This window comes from Streptomyces sp. NPDC015125, assembly GCF_043080045.1.
In the GTDB taxonomy this organism is placed as follows: Bacteria; Actinomycetota; Actinomycetes; order Streptomycetales; family Streptomycetaceae; genus Streptomyces.
In genome coordinates, this window is sequence record NZ_JBIBVF010000009.1 from 33,715 (window position 1) to 48,279 (window position 14,565).

Sequence of the window (14,565 nt, forward strand, 5' to 3'; positions counted from 1 at the left end):
CACTGAACGTACGACGTACACGCACTCCCTCCAACTGGCTAAATACCGGATCTGTACTAGGTCAGAGGACGTCCGTTCGGCGTTGCCGCTGCTACCCTCTGCACTAGTACAGGACAGGGAAGCGGCAGGACGTGACGAAGACCACAGGCGCAGTCGGTGATCCGCCCTATCTGCGCATCGTCGCCGCGATCCGGCGGCGCATCGCGGACGGTGAACTCGCCCCCGGAGACCGGGTTCCCTCGACCCGGCAGATCGCCGGGGAATGGGGCGTTGCGCTCGCCACCGCCACCAAGGCCCTGACCACCCTGCGTCTGGAGGGACTTGTCCAGGCCCGGCCCCGGGTCGGCACGGTCGTCGCCGGAACGGCCCCCGCCGCGCCGGCCCGCAGGCGCCCGTCACCCGGCCCGGACCCCGAGCAGGAGCTGAGCCTCGACCGGATCGTCCGCACGGCCATCGACATCGCCGATACCGAAGGACTGTCGGCGCTCTCCATGCGCGGCGTTGCGGCACGGCTCGGCGTCGCCGCCATGTCGCCCTACCGGTACGTCCCCAGCAAGGACGACCTCATCCTGCTCATGGCCGACACCGCATTCGGCGAGGAGTCCTACCCCGCCAACGCCCCCGAAGAGTGGCGTTACCGCATCGAACTGAGTGCGCGGACCCTCTGGACTCTCTACCGCAAGCACCCGTGGCTGGCCCAGATCGGCTCTCTCACTCGCCCCCTGCTCGTGCCCAACCTGATGGTCCACGGCGAGTGGGTGCTGCGAGCCCTCGACGGCCACGGACTCGATCCCACCACGCTGTTCGACATCCACGTCCTGCTCTACAGCCATGTCCAGGGCCTGGCTGTGCACCTGGAGATGGAAGCGCACGCCGAGGCGGCCACGGGCCAGTCGGAGGACCAGTGGATGGACAGCCGCACCCCCGCTCTCCGGGAACTGCTGGAATCCGGCCGCTTCCCGACCTTCACCAAGGTGGTCGGAGCCTTCGAGGACGGCTATGACCTGCGTCTCGATGCGCTCTTCGAATTCGGCCTCAAGGCACTCCTCGACGGTCTGACGTCCCTCGTCGAAGGTCAGGAAGCTGTCACGTAGACAGATGAATGATCCGGTCCGGTCCGGTCCCGTGGCGTGGCGTGGCGTGGCGTGGGAAACCGTACGGATCGATTTGTCCGGGCCGCCCGCGCGGATCTGGCGCGCCGTCGGCTGCGGCGGTGCGGCGGGGATCCGGCAGCGACTCCGTGGGTGCGGGCCTCAGCCGCCGTACGGGCGGGTCGCACGGGCCTCGCGGAGGGTCACCGCCCACCAGGTCAGCTGGTTGAGCAGGGTGTCGGCGGCCTGTGTGGCGGGGGCCGGGTCGTGCAGGCTGCCCGCCTCGTCGAAGAGGTTGCCGGAGAGCGCGAAGCTCACCGTTTCGCGGACCGTGGTGGCGTGCAACTCGGCGAAAACCAACCGCAGTTGCTCGACGGCGCGCAGGCCGCCGGAGATCCCGCCGTACGAGACGAAGCCGACCGGCTTGGCCTGCCACTGGCGGTGCAGCAGGTCGATGGCGTGCTTGAGGGGGGCCGGGAACGAGTGGTTGTACTCCGGGGTGATCACGACGAACGCGTCCGCCTCGTCGACGCGCTTGGCGAACGACTCGTACTCCTCGCTGCCGTAGCGGAGTTCGTACGGGCGGACGGCGTCGAGGTCGATGATGTCCAGGTCGATATGTGCGTGGGTTTCGGCGTGCCGGGAGAACCAGTTCGCGATGACGGGGGCGAACCGGCCCTCCCGGGTGCTGGCGATGATCACTGCAAGGCGGTAGGGGTGCTCGGACATGCGGGGCCCTTCGTGGCGTGACACGTGAGCGGCGGGAGTGCCGTCGACGACCGACGCTAGGACCTCAAGTGAGCTTGAGGTCAAGCGCGCAGGCCATGCCTGGACCTTGCCCATGGGCGAGCAGCCCTCGTCTCACTCCGCCCCGAACAGCTTCAGCAGCTCCGACTTCTCGAACATCCGCGCCGTCTCGATGGCCGAGGGGGTGCCCGCCGACGGGTCCGCACCGTGTGCCATCAGGACCTTGATGACCTCGTCCTCGGCCTTGAAGACCGCGCCGGCGAGCGGGGTCTGGCCACGGTCGTTGGGGCGGTCGGCGTCGGCGCCGCGCTGCAACAGGGCCTCCACGGTGGCGGAGTGACCGTGGTACGCCGCCAGCATCACCAGCGAGTCGCCCTTGTCGTTCGTCAGGTTGGCGGGGACGCCCGCGTCCACGTATGCGGCGACGGTGTCGGTGTCGCCGTGCCGTGCCAGGTCGAACACCTTCGCCGCGAGCTGCAGCACCTCGGGGTCGTGCGCGTGCTCGATCGCCTCGGGCCCCTGCGGCTCGGAATTCGCGTCGCTCATGGTCGCCGGCCTCCTGCTGTGGTGGGTGGTGCGTGCCTGCACTGTGTCATCGCCACCATATGCAGGCCGGCGCTGTTGGGGGAGCGGGCGCGAGTACGGGACGGGCGAGGCGGGGTGGCTCCGGGCGGGTACGCGTTGACCGCGTCACACCCCCACCCCTCAGAACGCGGCCCGGATCTCCCCCACCCGTACCCCTCCACCGAAGAGCGGGGCATCCTCCAGCCGGGACAGCACGGCGGCGTCGATGTCCATGAGGCGCAGGGTCCGGGCGAGAACCGGGCCCAGAGTGCGGCCGGCGCCGTCGTCGATCTTGAAGGCGAGGGCGCGGCCGTCCGGGAGGGCCAGGGCCTGGACCGCTTCGGCACCCATCTTGGCGAGCGTGCCCGGGAGGGCTTGCATCAGCCAGGTGTCGGGCCGCCGGGTGCCCGCAACGTACTCCGGGTGGGCGCGCATCGCATCCGCGACGCGTCGCTCAGGGCTGCCGGGCTCGGCCATGACGAAGTACTGGAAGGCGCGGGCCAGGCCGGTCAGGGAGAGGGACAGCAGCGGCGCGCCGCAGCCGTCCGTGCCGGTGTGCGCGACGTCCTCGCCGCTCGCGGTGCGCACCCCCTCGGCCACCAGCTGCTGCAGCGGGTGAGCCTGGTCGAGGTACGAGGCGAGCGGCCAGCCGTTGAGCGCGCAGGCGGCCAGCATCGCGGTGTGCTTGCCCGAGCAGTTCATCGTGAGGGGGTCACGGACCCGGCCCGCGGCGAGGTACGCCTCCGCCTCCTCGGGGTCCAGGGGCAGGTCCGCCGGCGTCTGCAGCTGCCCGGCGGTCAGACCGTGCTCGGCCAGCATGGTCCGCACGAGATCGAGGTGGAAGGGCTCGCCGGAGTGGCTCGCGGCGGCCAGCGCCAGCCGCTCGCCGGAGAGGTCCAGCCCCGCCCGCAGGACCGCCGCGGCCTGCATCGGCTTGTTCGTGGAGCGGGGGAAGACCGGGGTGGTCACCTCGCCCAGCGACCACTCCACGCTGCCGTCCGCCGCGAGCACCACCAGGGACCCGCGGTGCCGGCCCTCGACGAAGCCGGAGCGGACGACCTCGGCGAGGACGGGGGACACCGGCGAAGGCGCAGCAGCGGGCGCGGCAGCGGCAGCAAGACCAGCAGCGCCAACGGCAGCGGAACCCGCGGCACCGGCGGAACCCGTGGAACCCGTGGAACCCGCGGAGGCACCGGCTTCCGGGGTCGTTGCGGATATCGGACTGGGCGAGGTCATCGGCGGCCTTCCGGGGAGTGACCCGTCGCCCCCGAAGGCTTGTGGCCCGGTCAGGACAGCAGGTCGTCTACTTGCGCTTCGCCTTCACGGTACCTGCGGGCGATTTCGGCGCTGCAATCGTCGGCCGTGCGCTGCAGTGACTGACGGCGACGCGACACCTGCTGTTCGTAGCGGATCAGCCGGCCCATGGCGTCCTGCAGTTCCTGGTCGGTGCGCGCGGTGAGGTCGGACAGTTCCACCTCGCCGAGGATCTCCTCGGCGAGCCTGCGGCACTCCTCGCTGTGCGGCGTGCCGACCGTCACATGCCGTGCCGAGGAGCGGTGCCGCGACGGCAGGTCCGTCAGGATCTCCGGCAGCCGGTCGAGCAGCGGGGAGTGCTGTGCGGACCGGCGGGCGATCTCGGCGCGCAGAATGTCGATCCGGCCCTGCAACAGCCGTCGCAGATAGCTGAGATCGGCCTCTTCCTGCTGTGAGTCGCGCCGCACCACCCGCAGCTCGGGCAGCCCCAGGCCGGACAGCTCGGGCAGCTCCAGGCCGGACAGCTCGGGCGTCGTGGCCGGACGGCAGTGGTCGCGCTGCTGCGGGGGGCGGGGGTGCTGCGCCTGGCCTGCCTGGAGCATGGGACCGTCCTCGGTGCCGGGGGGCTCGACGCGAGCCGTTGCCGTGGTCGTCGTCAGGGCGGTGGGGGGTGGTGGGGTGCCGGCCGGACGTGCGGTGTCTGTCGTGGGGGCGGTGGAGGTCGTCCGGCCGGTCGGTGTCGTACGGGCGGTTGGTACGGGACCGGGTGTCTGTCCGGCGCCGAGAGTGCTCATGGGTCGTTCCGTCCCCTCGTCCGGTGCCGCTTCCTGGGCATGTTGTCCATGAAACGCACCACGTGCACGCATCGTGCCACTCTGGGCGGTCCTTCTGCAGGGCCATGGCACCCGAACGGCCCCCGGAGGGGCACGGCTGTCCGAAGGCGGGGGGCCGCCCGGCATGATGGCGGGTATGCGAGCTGTGGTGCAAAGGGTTGACGGCGCACGCGTCGAGGTGGCGGGCGAGACGGTCGGGGAGATCGTCGGTGAGGGGCTGTGCGTGCTGGTGGGGGTCACGCACGAGGACACCCCCCAGAAGGCGGCGCAGCTGGCCCGCAAGCTGTGGTCGGTGCGGATTCTGCAGGGCGAGAAGTCCTGCTCGGACACCGCCGTGCCGCTGCTGGTGATCAGCCAGTTCACTCTCTACGGTGACGCCCGCAAGGGGCGCCGTCCCACCTGGAACGCCGCGGCCCCGGGGCCGGTCGCCGAGCCGCTGGTCGACGAGGTCGTGGCGCAGCTGCGGGCGCTGGGCGCCCAGGTGGAGACCGGCCGCTTCGGCGCGGACATGAAGGTGTCGCTGACCAACGACGGGCCGTTCACGGTGCTGGTGGAGGTGTAGGCGCTGGTCGGTGGAGGCGTCGGCGTCGCAGGTGCAGGTGCAGGTGTAAGCCTCCACGGCCGGTGCGGAAGTAAGCCCCGGCCGGTGGAGGTGCAGGCCCCGCCGGGCGCCCCCGGCGCAGAGGGCGCCCCGGGCCCGGCCGCCGGAGTGCCGCCGTGCACCCGTGGAGCGCCTTACGGTTCGACGACCGCCTCCTGCGCCGCCGCCGTGCCGCCCGCCGTCAACTGCGCGTCCAGCGGCACGTTCCGCTTGACCAGGGCGAGCGCGATCGGGCCGAGCTCGTGATGGCGGGCCGAGGTGGTGACGAAGCCGAGCTGCCGGCCCTCCTCGCCGTCCGCGGCGAGACGGACCGGGGTGCCGTGCGGCGGCAGATGGACCTCGCTGCCGTCCAGGTGCAAAAAGACCAGCCGGCGCGGCGGCTTCCCCAGGTTGTGGACCCGGGCGACGGTCTCCTGGCCGCGGTAGCAGCCCTTCTGGAGGTGTACGGCGGTGCCGATCCAGCCCAGCTCGTGCGGGATGGTGCGGTGGTCGGTCTCCAGGCCCAGGCGGGGGCGGTGGCCCTCGACGCGCAGCGCCTCCAGGGCCAGGACGCCGATCGCCGGACCGTGGTCGGCGGAGAACGGCTCCAGCTCGGCGCGCGGCAGGAACAGATCGCGGCCGTGCGCGGTCTCGCGGACGACGGCGCTGTCGGGCGCCTCGGTGATGGAGCCGGCCGGCAGCTGGACGACGGCGATCTCGTCCGTGCGGTCGGCGACCTCGACCCGGTAGAAGAACTTCATGCTCTCCAGGTAGGCGATCAGCGCCTCCTGGTGGCCCGGTTCGGTGTGCATCCAGGTCGTCTCGCCGTCGTCGACGAGGTAGACCGCATGCTCGATGTGGCCGTGCGCGGACAGGATCAGCGCCTCGGTGGCATGTCCGGGCGCGAGGTCGCTGACGTGCTGGGTGAGCAGCAGATGCAGCCAGCTCAGCCGTTCGGCGCCGGAGACGGTGACCACGCCGCGGTGGGAGAGGTCCACGAAGCCGGAGCCGTCGGCGAGGGCGCGCTGCTCACGGAAGAGGTCTCCGTAGTGCGCGGCGACGCCTTCGTCGGGAGCCTCGGCGGGGACGGCGCCGGGCAGCGACAGCAGGGGGCTGGCGGGTGATGGTCGCAGCATGGGGCCAGCCTACGACCCGCCCGCAACAGCCTCGGCCGTCGCCCTCAGCCGTCGCCCTCAGCCGTCGCCCTCGGCGGCCTTCTCCCGGCAGGCCGCGCAGCGTCCGAAGATCGCGAAATGCTTCATATCCGTCTCGAAGCCGAACTGTCCGCGCAGCTGCGCCGTGAACGGCCCGGCCACCGACAGATCCGCCTCGATGACGTCCGAGCAGTCCCGGCAGACCAGGTGGATGTGGTGGTGGCGGTCGGCGAGGTGGTAGGTGGGGGCGCCGTGTCCGAGGTGGGCATGGCTGACCAGGCCCAGCTCTTCGAGGAGTTCCAGGGTCCGGTAGACCGTGGAGATGTTCACCCCGCCCGCGGTCTTGCGTACCTCGGTGAGGATGTCGTCAGGGGTGGCGTGCTCCAGCCTGTCCACAGCCTCCAGTACGAGCTGACGCTGCGGGGTCAGACGGTATCCGCGCCTGCGGAGGTCGCTCTGCCAGTCGGTGGTCACCACACAGCCAGTGTAGGAGGACGGGCGGCGGGCGGGCGTGGGCTGCCGCTTCAGCAGGCCGTCCGTACGCCGCTTCGGCCGCCCGCCTGTACGCCGCTTCGGCCGCCCGCCCCTACGCCGCCTCAGCCGCCCGCCCGTATGCCGCGCAGGTAGCGGGCCAGGTCACTGACGGCGGCGGGGTTGCGGGGGCTTTCGACGAGTTCGGCGTAATCCATGACGTAGATCCGGTGGTGCTTGATGGCCGAGACGCCGGCGAGCGGGGCGTAGGACTCCAGGAACGCCTTCTTCTGTGCGGCGGAGGTGTCGCCGTAGTTGTTGATCACGATGACGTCGGGGTCGCGGTCGACGACGCTCTCCCAGCCGACCGTCGTCCAGGAGTCCTTGAGGTCCTTCATGATGTTCTCGCCGCCCGCTTTGGTGATGATGTCGTGCGGTCCGGCGTACTTGCCCGAGGTGAACGGCTTGTCGCGGCCGTCGTCGTAGAGGAAGACGGTGGGGCGCTCGGCGGGTGCGGGGGCCCGGTCCGCGGCGTCGGCCACCTGTTTCTTGTACTTCTTCACCAGGGCGGCGGCGCGGTCCTCGACGCCGAAGATCTTCCCGAGCGTCGTCAGGTCGGTGTAGAGCGCTTCCAGGGGCGGCATCACGCCGCGGGTCGTGCCGTCCGTGCCGTGGTGGCAGGACTCGGTCAGGACGTAGCTGCCGATACCGAGCTTGCCGAGGGCCGCGGGGGTCAGGCCGGTGTCCTCGCCGAAGCCGTAGTTCCAGCCCGCGAAGACCAGGTCGGCACGGGCGTCAAGGGCCATCTCCTTGGTGAGCGGCTTCTTGGAGAGCCGGGGGACCTTGTCGTACGCGGCCTTCCAGGGGAGGCCGTCGAGATCGCCCTTGTCGTCGGGCATCGCGTAGCCGGCCATCCGGTCCGCCAGGCCCAGCGCGAACATGATCTCGGTGATGCCGACGTCGTTGGTGACCACCCGGCGGGGTGCCGTGTCGTAGGTGGTGCGGGTGCCGCAGTTCTCGACGGTGACGGGGTGCCGGCCGGCGGCCTCGGCAGGGTGCCGGCCGGATGCGTCGTTGCTGCCGTCGCCGGAGACCTTCGCGCCGCAGCCGGTCAGGGCGAGCGCGAGCGCGAGGGCGAGGACGGTGAGCGGGGCGGTGGGGCGGCGCATGGCGGGGTCCTCAGGAGTCGGCGGCGGGGGCGGGGTCTGGGTCGGGATCTGGGTCGGGGTCTGGGCCGGGGTCTGGGCCGGGGTCCGGGCCGGGGGTGGCGAGACGGTCGAACAGCAGCTGGACGGCGCCCGATTCGGGATGCCGTACGCGGTGGGCGCGGACCCCGAAGACCTCGGCGAGCAGCTCGGGGGTGAGCACGTCGTGGGGCGGGCCCGCGGCGACGATCCGGCCGCCGTCGATGACATACAGCTCGTCGCAGTGCACGGCGGCCAGGTTGAGGTCGTGCAGCGCGGTCAGCACCGTCAGCCTTCCCCCGGACTCCGTCCGGGAGGTGCCCCCGGCCCGGACCAGCGCCAGCACCTCCAACTGCTGGGCGATGTCCAGGTGGTTGGTCGGCTCGTCGAGGACCAGCACCTGCGGGTCCTGGGCCAGCGCCCGGGCGATCAGCACCCGCTGTTTCTCGCCGCCGGACAGGCTGAGGAAGCCGCGGTGGGCCAGGTGGTCCGCGCCGACCCGGGCCAGCGCCCGCGCGCACCGTGCGGTGTCCTCGGCGCTCGCCCGGCCCGCGCCGCGCTGGTGCGGCAGCCGTCCCATCGCGACGACCTCGGCCGCGGTGAAGTCGAACTCCGTACCGGACTCCTGGGGCAGCGCGGCCAGCAGCCGGGCGCCCTCGCGCGCGTCCATGGCGTGCAGGTCGGCACCGTCCAGCCGTACGGTCCCGGCGGCCGGCCGCAGCGCGCGGTAGACACAGCGCAACAGGGTGGATTTGCCACTGCCGTTGGGGCCGACCAGGCCGACCATCCGGCCGCTGCCGGCCCGGAGCGTGACGTCGTGGACCAGCCGCCTCCCGGCCACCTCCACGGACAGGCCGGTGAGTTCGAGCCGCATCAGGCGCCGCCTCCGAAGGTGTAGCCGCGCCGCCGCATCAGCAGGACGAAGCAGGGCACGCCGATCACGGCGGTGAGCACGCCGACCGGCAGCTCGACGGGCGCCAGCAGCACCCGCGAGAGCAGATCCACCCACACCAGCAGCACCGCGCCGAGCAGCGGTGCAACGGCCAGTACCCGGCGGTGGTCGGCGCCGACCAGCATCCGGGTCACATGCGGCACCATCAGCCCGACGAAGCCGATCGCGCCGCTGACCGCGACCACCGCACCGGTGACGGCCGCCGCGACGACGAACAGCTCGCGGCGCAGCCGGTGCGCGTCCACGCCCAGGGCGGCGGCGCTCTCGTCGCCCATCGCCAGCGCGTTCAGCCGGCCCGCGGAGAACAGCAGCCGGGCCAGGGCCGCGGCCACCGCGGCGGCGGCGATCGGCACCGAGTTCCAGCCGGCCCCGCTCAGGCTCCCGAGCAGCCACATCATCGCCGAGCGGGCCGCCTCGCCGCGGTCGGCGGTGAAGACCATCAGGGTGGTGACGGCGGAGAAGCCGTAGTACATCGCGGTGCCGGTCAGCACCAGACGCAGCGGGGTGAGCCCGTGGGCGGTGCGGGCGGCCGCGTAGACCAGGGCCATGGCGATCAGCGCGGAGACGAACGCCGACACCGACAGCGCCCACACGCCCAGTGCGCCGAGCGTTCCGAAGAGGAGGACGGCGTTGGCGCCGACGGCGGCGCCGGAGGAGATGCCGAGGACGAACGGGTCGGCGAGCGCATTGCGGACCAGGGCCTGCACGGCGACACCGATGGCGGAGAGCCCGGCGCCGACCACGGCCGCCAGGACGGCCCGGGGGAAACGCAGCTCCCACACGATGGTGTAGGCGGAGACCTCGTCGGACGAGATCGTGCCGCCGGTCAGCCCGGCGCCCAGATAGCGCAGCGCCTCGGACCAGCTCGGACCGGCGGCGCCGAGCGTGGTCCCGCACAGCAGGGAGCCGAGCAGGACGGCGGTGAGGGCGGCGAGCAGGGGTGGTACGGGCAGCCGCCGGGGCGGCGGTGGTGCGCCGGCGCGGGCCGTCGTCGGGTGCGCGGTAGGGGTCGCCACGGTCGGTCGGCCGCCTCGGGGTCGGGCCGCGTTCGTACCTGCCTTCGGTACGTCGTACCAAGGGGCGGCCCGGGACCGCGGGGGCCCGGTGGCGTCCCCTCGCAGTCCACGGCGAGTTGTGCGGGAAGCTGCGCGCACCACGGGCGATCGGGCTTGCGGAAGGATGCCTTCCACCTACCGTTGCGGGTCAGCGCCGGACTTCGACCGGCTTCCCCCGCGGGGCGCTGGCAGGGAGAGCGGGGCTCTCCCGTCGTGCTTATGGGTTGTGTCGTGCTTACGGGTTGTAGGGCGTGCCGTCCGGCCGGAAGAAGGAGACGCCGTCCGGCGTGTCCTCGGGGAGACTCTCCGCCCACTCCTTGAGGTCGGCGACCTTCTTCAGATGCGCCGACATGTACGGCCGCAGCGGCACGTCCGGGGTGGACTTCTCGCCGACCCACATCAGGTCGCTGTTGACGTAGCCGTAGAGCCGCTTGCCGCCGCTGTACGGGCCGGAGGCGGCAGTGCGGGCGATGGCGTCGGTGGCCAGGTCGATCTGCGGCTTCTGGTCGGCCAGCTCGCCGTACCAGACCTCCACCACGCCCTGGTCGCGGCACATCACGATCTCGACCTTGCGGTCCGCGTCGATGCGCCAGTAGCCGCTCTCGCTCTCCAGCGGGCGGACCTTCTTGCCCTCGGCGTCGAGCACCCAGCTGTGCGAGGTGTACTCCAGGAAGTCACGGCCGTCGTGGCTGAAGCTGACCTCCTGCCCGAAGTTGCACTTCTCGGTGCCCGGGAAGTCGGCGACGCCGGCACCCTCCCAGTTGCCGAGGAGGAAGGCGAGCGGCACCAGGGCCGGGTTCAGGTCGGACGGGATCTCGATCATGAGAGCTCAGGCGATCTATGTGGAGGGGAACCGACAGGGGCGCGCGAGGCGCTCCTCTGAGGCTGGGGGTGGGGCTGCCACCCGCCGGTGGCGGGGGGAGCGAAGGCTCAGCGCTGGCCCTGGTACAGCTTCTTCCAGGTCAGACCGGCGAACGCGATCACGCCGATACCGACCAGAACCAGCAGGGTGGTGAAGAATGCCTCAAGCACGAGCGCGCTCCCTGAACGGAGTGAGGGTGTAACGGACCGCCTGAGAGTCTAGTCGGCGGCGGTGACAACGGCGCTGTGAGGTCCACCGCGCCTACTCTTGCCTCATGGCGAAGAAGCTCGTGATCAAGGTGACGGCGGGTGCGGATGCGCCCGAGCGGTGCTCGCAGGCATTCACGGTGGCGGCGGTGGCGGTGGCCAGCGGTGTCGAGGTGTCGCTGTGGCTGACCGGGGAGTCGGTGTGGTTCGCGCTGCCGGGGCGGGCGGCGGACTTCGAGCTGCCGCATTCGGCCCCCCTGCCCGAACTGATCGACGGGATCCGCGCCGGTGGCGGCGCGATCACCGTCTGCACCCAGTGCGCGGCCCGGCGGGACATCGAGCAGAAGGACCTGATCGAGGGCGCCGGGATCGCCGGTTCCCAGTTGTTCGTCAGCGAGATCATGCCGGACGACGTCCAGGCGCTGGTGTACTGAGGCCGGTGTGCTGAGGCCGGTGTGCTGAGGCCGGTGTGCGGAGGGCTGGTGTATTGAGGCCCGCGGCGCCCGGGGCGGCTACTGCCTGTGCTTGTCGTCGCCCCGGTCGTCCAGCTCGCGCCACCAGCGGTCGGACTCCGGGTCGCCGGACTCGTCCCACCAGCGCTCACCGGGCTCCCGGCGGTTGCCGATGATCGCCGCGACGGGCGGAATGACCATGGCGACCACACACATGCCCACCGCGGCCGGTACCGACCACAGCCGCACCACGCCCCAGGCCAGGACGAACAGCACCAGGCACACGCCCATCAGGACGAAGTACCTGCGATGGCGGCGCTGTACGGGCGACCGGCGGTGCGCGTCCATAACTCCACGGTAAGTCCGCGCGGGGCAGGACAGAAGTCGGCGGATGAAACGCCCCTCGCGCCCGGACGGCACGGAGGGCCGCACCCCGGCCAAGGCGTCCAAACCTCCGGGGTGCGGCCCTCCGGCCGTACGGATCGTGGCGAGGCCCCTACTACGGAGCGCGGCCACTCCCGCCGTCAGACAGCGATGGCGACCTCCGCCAGGCCGCCCTGCTGGGCGACGACGGTGCGGTCGGCGGTGCCGCCCGGGACGAGCGCACGCAGCGTCCAGGTGCCCTCGGCCGCGTAGAAGCGGAACTGTCCGGTCGCGGAGGTGGGAACCTCGGCGGTGAACTCACCGGTGCTGTCCAGGAGGCGGACGTAACCGGTGACGGGCTCGCCGTCGCGGGTCACGCTGCCCTGGATCGTGGTCTCACCGGGCTTGATCGTCGAGGCGTCCGGGCCGCCTGCCTGTGCTCCACACATAGGGGTACTTCCTTGAGGGGTGAGGGAGAAGCTTGCTTGCTTACTTGGCTGCGCCGAGCTCGATCGGCACGCCGACCAGCGAGCCGTACTCGGTCCAGGAGCCGTCGTAGTTCTTGACGTTGCTCTGGCCGAGCAGCTCGTGCAGGACGAACCAGGTCAGCGCGGAACGCTCACCGATGCGGCAGTAGGCGATGGTGTCCTTGGCGAGGTCCACCGACTCACCCTCGTAGAGGGCCTTGAGCTCGTCGTCCGACTTGAAGGTGCCGTCGTCGTTGGCGTTCTTCGACCACGGGATGTTGCGGGCGCTGGGCACGTGGCCCGGGCGCTGCGACTGCTCCTGCGGGAGGTGCGCCGGGGCGAGCAGCTTGCCGCTGAACTCGTCGGGGGAGCGCACGTCGACCAGGTTGAGGTTGTCGATCGCGGCGACGACGTCGTCCCGGAAGGCGCGGATGGCGGTGTTCTGGGCCTTGGCCTTGTACGCGGTGGCCGGGCGCTGGGGGACCTCGGAACCGTCGACCAGGTCGCGGGAGTCCAGTTCCCACTTCTTGCGGCCGCCGTCGAGCAGCTTGACGCTGCCGTGGCCGTAGAGCTTGAAGTACCAGTAGGCGTAGGAGGCGAACCAGTTGTTGTTGCCGCCGTAGAGGACGACCGTGTCGTCGTTGCCGATGCCCTTGGCGGAGAGCAGCTTCTCGAAGCCCTCCTGGTCGACGAAGTCGCGGCGGACCGGGTCCTGGAGGTCCTGCTTCCAGTCGATCCGGACGGCGTTCTTGATGTGGTTCTTGTCGTAGGCCGAGGTGTCCTCGTCAACCTCGACGAGGACGACCTTCGGGTCCTCGAGGTGGGCCTCGACCCAGTCGGCGTCTACGAGGACGTCGCTACGGCTCATGGTGTTCTCCTCCGGGGCAGTTGCGGGGGCAGTGGCAGAGATGGATGGCACGCGGGTACGCCGGGTGCGCGCCGGTGACTTCCGGACGGGGTTCCGGGGCGGCGGCGCGCCGGGACGCGTGAGGGGCGGCCGCAGTGGCCGACCGGGCTGGGGACACCTCCCAGCCGGAGCTGGGGGAGCGTGCAAAAGCCCGTCAGACAGGGCGACAGAGCATGGCGGCGACGCGGCACAGGTCTACTGCCCGCCGCTTCGTCAGTACCGCACGTCCCCGCGGACGGAGACCGCTCAATGAGCTCTGCATGCCACCGATCGTAGGGACGCGGAGCGGGGCGTGTCACCGGCGTGTCGAATGGCGAGACGCGTTTGTCCGGGATGTGGGATCGATGGTGTCGCGACCCGTGGAGTCACGGGCCCGGGCGCCCGTACGCCGGTGGGGGGTCTGGCGTACGGACCGGGGTGTCTCAGGAATTGGACGGGCGCCGATGGGCGGCGGACCGGTGGGGCGGCCCGCCGTGGGCGTCCGGGCTTTTGGGTGTCCGGGCTTCCGGTCAGCCGGGGAGCTTGACGCCCTTGCCGGCGGCGGAGATCGAGAGCCCCTCGGGCGTGGTCACGACCTTCTCCAGCTTCAGGTTGCCGGGCAGCTGGTCCAGCTTCCAGTCGTGGTCGGTCTGGGCGCGCACCTTGGTCTCACAGCCCGGCAGGGCCCTGCACACGGCCGGCAGCCCGTCGGCGCGCAGCCGGACGGTGTTGCCGCCCACGATCGTGATGGAGCCGGTCACGTCCAGCGAGCTGAGGACCGGGATCTTCGGCGAGATCTTGACCCGGCTGCGGCCGTCCTTCTGCCCGCCGTAGCCGATCGTGACGCCGCCGCCCGCCGCCTTGGTCAGGTCGGCGTAGTTGATCCGCGCGTTGCCGGTGGCCGTGGCGGCGCTCTCGATGGAGGTGTAGTCGCTGGTCAGCCCGACCTCGTGGAACTGCGCCGACAGCCGGTCGATGCGCAGCGCATGCCCCTGGGCGCGGGCCTCGATCCCCCCGAGTTCGGCGTCCACCTCATCGAGGCTGCGACCGGCGACCTGGGTCAGGAACGGGAAGCCCTTGATCGAGACCTCCGGGGTCTTGCCGAGCCCCTGGCTGCCGCGGATCTTGTCCGCCGCCATGTCCTCGGCCAGATTCACCGCCACCCGGTCGGCGGCCACGAACAGCCCGCCGAATATGACGAGGATGATCAACAGCACACGAAGTGCACGCATCGAACCACTTCCCCCACACCTGGGCCGGAATCCCGGCCGTGTCCGTGCAGGCCCCCTGCCTGCGCTCCGGGGAGCCTAGACGACGTGGTCCGGGAAACGGCAGCGGCGGGCGCCCGCCCCCCCCCCGGGGGGGTCCCGCGGCCCCCCCCCCGGGGGTGGGCCCCGCCGCCCCGGGGGCGGGGCCCCGGGGGTCTGCCCGCGCCCCCCCCCCG

The 14,565-nt window shown here is 71.6% G+C and carries 18 protein-coding genes and 1 riboswitch; of the genes, 3 read left to right on the plus strand and 15 right to left on the minus strand.

Annotated elements, in window-relative coordinates; all coding sequences use genetic code 11:
- Positions 1 to 131 precede the first annotated feature (131 nt).
- Positions 132 to 1,094 (plus strand): TetR/AcrR family transcriptional regulator C-terminal domain-containing protein, encoded by a 963-nt coding sequence (locus ACF088_RS20545; protein ID WP_392377205.1) that lies wholly within the window; start codon positions 132 to 134, stop codon positions 1,092 to 1,094.
- A gap of 159 nt (positions 1,095 to 1,253) precedes the next feature.
- Here the strand turns inward: ACF088_RS20545 and ACF088_RS20550 are convergent, their stop codons facing one another.
- From ACF088_RS20550 to ACF088_RS20565, 4 genes are all read right to left on the minus strand, one after another.
- Positions 1,254 to 1,820 (minus strand): NADPH-dependent FMN reductase, encoded by a 567-nt coding sequence (locus ACF088_RS20550; RefSeq protein WP_392377206.1) that lies wholly within the window; start codon positions 1,818 to 1,820, stop codon positions 1,254 to 1,256.
- 132 nt (positions 1,821 to 1,952) lie between these two features.
- Positions 1,953 to 2,384 (minus strand): ankyrin repeat domain-containing protein, encoded by a 432-nt coding sequence (locus ACF088_RS20555; RefSeq protein WP_392377207.1) that lies wholly within the window; start codon positions 2,382 to 2,384, stop codon positions 1,953 to 1,955.
- A 159-nt stretch (positions 2,385 to 2,543) separates the two neighbouring features.
- Positions 2,544 to 3,638 carry an asparaginase gene (locus ACF088_RS20560; protein ID WP_392377208.1) on the minus strand — a complete coding sequence of 365 codons (1,095 nt, stop codon included), beginning with the start codon at positions 3,636 to 3,638 and terminating at the stop codon, positions 2,544 to 2,546.
- 50 nt (positions 3,639 to 3,688) lie between these two features.
- Positions 3,689 to 4,258, minus strand: a complete 570-nt coding sequence (locus ACF088_RS20565) for an ABC transporter substrate-binding protein (protein WP_392377377.1) — start codon at positions 4,256 to 4,258, stop codon at positions 3,689 to 3,691.
- Between the two features lie 367 nt (positions 4,259 to 4,625).
- Here ACF088_RS20565 and dtd point away from each other — a divergent pair, with 367 nt between their 5' ends.
- Complete coding sequence (dtd, locus tag ACF088_RS20570) at positions 4,626 to 5,051, plus strand: D-aminoacyl-tRNA deacylase (protein ID WP_392377209.1); 426 nt, start codon at positions 4,626 to 4,628, stop codon at positions 5,049 to 5,051.
- Positions 5,052 to 5,224: 173 nt separating this feature from the next.
- Here the strand turns inward: dtd and ACF088_RS20575 are convergent, their stop codons facing one another.
- From ACF088_RS20575 to ACF088_RS20600, 6 genes are all read right to left on the minus strand, one after another.
- Complete coding sequence (locus ACF088_RS20575) at positions 5,225 to 6,205, minus strand: YgfZ/GcvT domain-containing protein (RefSeq protein WP_392377210.1); 981 nt, start codon at positions 6,203 to 6,205, stop codon at positions 5,225 to 5,227.
- 57 nt (positions 6,206 to 6,262) lie between these two features.
- Positions 6,263 to 6,700, minus strand: a complete 438-nt coding sequence (locus ACF088_RS20580) for a Fur family transcriptional regulator (protein WP_392377211.1) — start codon at positions 6,698 to 6,700, stop codon at positions 6,263 to 6,265.
- Between the two features lie 119 nt (positions 6,701 to 6,819).
- Positions 6,820 to 7,863, minus strand: coding sequence for an ABC transporter substrate-binding protein (locus ACF088_RS20585; protein WP_392377212.1), 1,044 nt, complete (start codon positions 7,861 to 7,863; stop codon positions 6,820 to 6,822).
- Positions 7,864 to 7,873: 10 nt separating this feature from the next.
- Positions 7,874 to 8,752, minus strand: coding sequence for an ABC transporter ATP-binding protein (locus ACF088_RS20590; RefSeq protein ID WP_392377213.1), 879 nt, complete (start codon positions 8,750 to 8,752; stop codon positions 7,874 to 7,876).
- Positions 8,752 to 9,846 (minus strand): FecCD family ABC transporter permease, encoded by a 1,095-nt coding sequence (locus ACF088_RS20595; RefSeq protein ID WP_392377214.1) that lies wholly within the window; start codon positions 9,844 to 9,846, stop codon positions 8,752 to 8,754. The genes ACF088_RS20590 and ACF088_RS20595 overlap by 1 nt, the downstream gene beginning before the upstream one ends.
- Positions 9,847 to 9,987: 141 nt before the next feature.
- Positions 9,988 to 10,061, minus strand: a riboswitch (cobalamin riboswitch).
- Between the two features lie 59 nt (positions 10,062 to 10,120).
- The gene (locus ACF088_RS20600) at positions 10,121 to 10,708 is read right to left on the minus strand and encodes an FABP family protein (protein ID WP_392377215.1); all 588 of its coding nucleotides are present in this window, start codon (positions 10,706 to 10,708) and stop codon (positions 10,121 to 10,123) included.
- Positions 10,709 to 11,021: 313 nt separating this feature from the next.
- On the opposite strand from ACF088_RS20600, the gene ACF088_RS20605 reads away from it, so the two are divergent.
- Positions 11,022 to 11,387: a DsrE family protein gene (locus ACF088_RS20605; RefSeq protein WP_392377216.1), complete on the plus strand. Its 366-nt coding sequence runs from the start codon at positions 11,022 to 11,024 to the stop codon at positions 11,385 to 11,387.
- 78 nt (positions 11,388 to 11,465) lie between these two features.
- Here ACF088_RS20605 and ACF088_RS20610 read toward each other — a convergent pair whose 3' ends face one another.
- The 5 genes from ACF088_RS20610 to ACF088_RS20630 all read right to left on the minus strand — a co-directional run bounded on the left by ACF088_RS20610 (position 11,466) and on the right by ACF088_RS20630 (position 14,353).
- Positions 11,466 to 11,753, minus strand: coding sequence for a DUF3099 domain-containing protein (locus ACF088_RS20610; RefSeq protein ID WP_159743939.1), 288 nt, complete (start codon positions 11,751 to 11,753; stop codon positions 11,466 to 11,468).
- A gap of 176 nt (positions 11,754 to 11,929) precedes the next feature.
- Positions 11,930 to 12,217, minus strand: coding sequence for a DUF1416 domain-containing protein (locus ACF088_RS20615; RefSeq protein ID WP_030085405.1), 288 nt, complete (start codon positions 12,215 to 12,217; stop codon positions 11,930 to 11,932).
- 40 nt (positions 12,218 to 12,257) lie between these two features.
- On the minus strand, positions 12,258 to 13,103 hold the full coding sequence (locus tag ACF088_RS20620) for a sulfurtransferase (RefSeq protein WP_392377217.1): 846 nt from the start codon (positions 13,101 to 13,103) through the stop codon (positions 12,258 to 12,260).
- 193 nt (positions 13,104 to 13,296) lie between these two features.
- Positions 13,297 to 13,404, minus strand: a complete 108-nt coding sequence (locus ACF088_RS20625) for a putative leader peptide (RefSeq protein ID WP_350252853.1) — start codon at positions 13,402 to 13,404, stop codon at positions 13,297 to 13,299.
- A gap of 247 nt (positions 13,405 to 13,651) precedes the next feature.
- Complete coding sequence (locus ACF088_RS20630) at positions 13,652 to 14,353, minus strand: DUF2993 domain-containing protein (RefSeq protein WP_392377218.1); 702 nt, start codon at positions 14,351 to 14,353, stop codon at positions 13,652 to 13,654.
- Between the last annotated feature and the right edge of the window lie 212 nt (positions 14,354 to 14,565).

Bases quoted from the DNA above. Each gene is read 5' to 3' on its own strand.
- ACF088_RS20550 (WP_392377206.1), bottom strand. From the start codon at position 1,820: ATGTCCGAGCACCCCTACCGCCTTGCAGTGATCATCGCCAGCACCCGG.
- ACF088_RS20555 (WP_392377207.1), bottom strand. From the start codon at position 2,384: ATGAGCGACGCGAATTCCGAGCCGCAGGGGCCCGAGGCGATCGAGCAC.
- ACF088_RS20560 (WP_392377208.1), bottom strand. From the start codon at position 3,638: ATGACCTCGCCCAGTCCGATATCCGCAACGACCCCGGAAGCCGGTGCC.
- ACF088_RS20565 (WP_392377377.1), bottom strand. From the start codon at position 4,258: ATGCTCCAGGCAGGCCAGGCGCAGCACCCCCGCCCCCCGCAGCAGCGC.
- dtd (WP_392377209.1), top strand. From the start codon at position 4,626: ATGCGAGCTGTGGTGCAAAGGGTTGACGGCGCACGCGTCGAGGTGGCG.
- ACF088_RS20575 (WP_392377210.1), bottom strand. From the start codon at position 6,205: ATGCTGCGACCATCACCCGCCAGCCCCCTGCTGTCGCTGCCCGGCGCC.
- ACF088_RS20585 (WP_392377212.1), bottom strand. From the start codon at position 7,863: ATGCGCCGCCCCACCGCCCCGCTCACCGTCCTCGCCCTCGCGCTCGCG.
- ACF088_RS20590 (WP_392377213.1), bottom strand. From the start codon at position 8,752: ATGCGGCTCGAACTCACCGGCCTGTCCGTGGAGGTGGCCGGGAGGCGG.
- ACF088_RS20600 (WP_392377215.1), bottom strand. From the start codon at position 10,708: ATGATCGAGATCCCGTCCGACCTGAACCCGGCCCTGGTGCCGCTCGCC.
- ACF088_RS20605 (WP_392377216.1), top strand. From the start codon at position 11,022: ATGGCGAAGAAGCTCGTGATCAAGGTGACGGCGGGTGCGGATGCGCCC.
- ACF088_RS20610 (WP_159743939.1), bottom strand. From the start codon at position 11,753: ATGGACGCGCACCGCCGGTCGCCCGTACAGCGCCGCCATCGCAGGTAC.
- ACF088_RS20615 (WP_030085405.1), bottom strand. From the start codon at position 12,217: ATGTGTGGAGCACAGGCAGGCGGCCCGGACGCCTCGACGATCAAGCCC.
- ACF088_RS20620 (WP_392377217.1), bottom strand. From the start codon at position 13,103: ATGAGCCGTAGCGACGTCCTCGTAGACGCCGACTGGGTCGAGGCCCAC.
- ACF088_RS20625 (WP_350252853.1), bottom strand. From the start codon at position 13,404: ATGCAGAGCTCATTGAGCGGTCTCCGTCCGCGGGGACGTGCGGTACTG.
- ACF088_RS20630 (WP_392377218.1), bottom strand. From the start codon at position 14,353: ATGCGTGCACTTCGTGTGCTGTTGATCATCCTCGTCATATTCGGCGGG.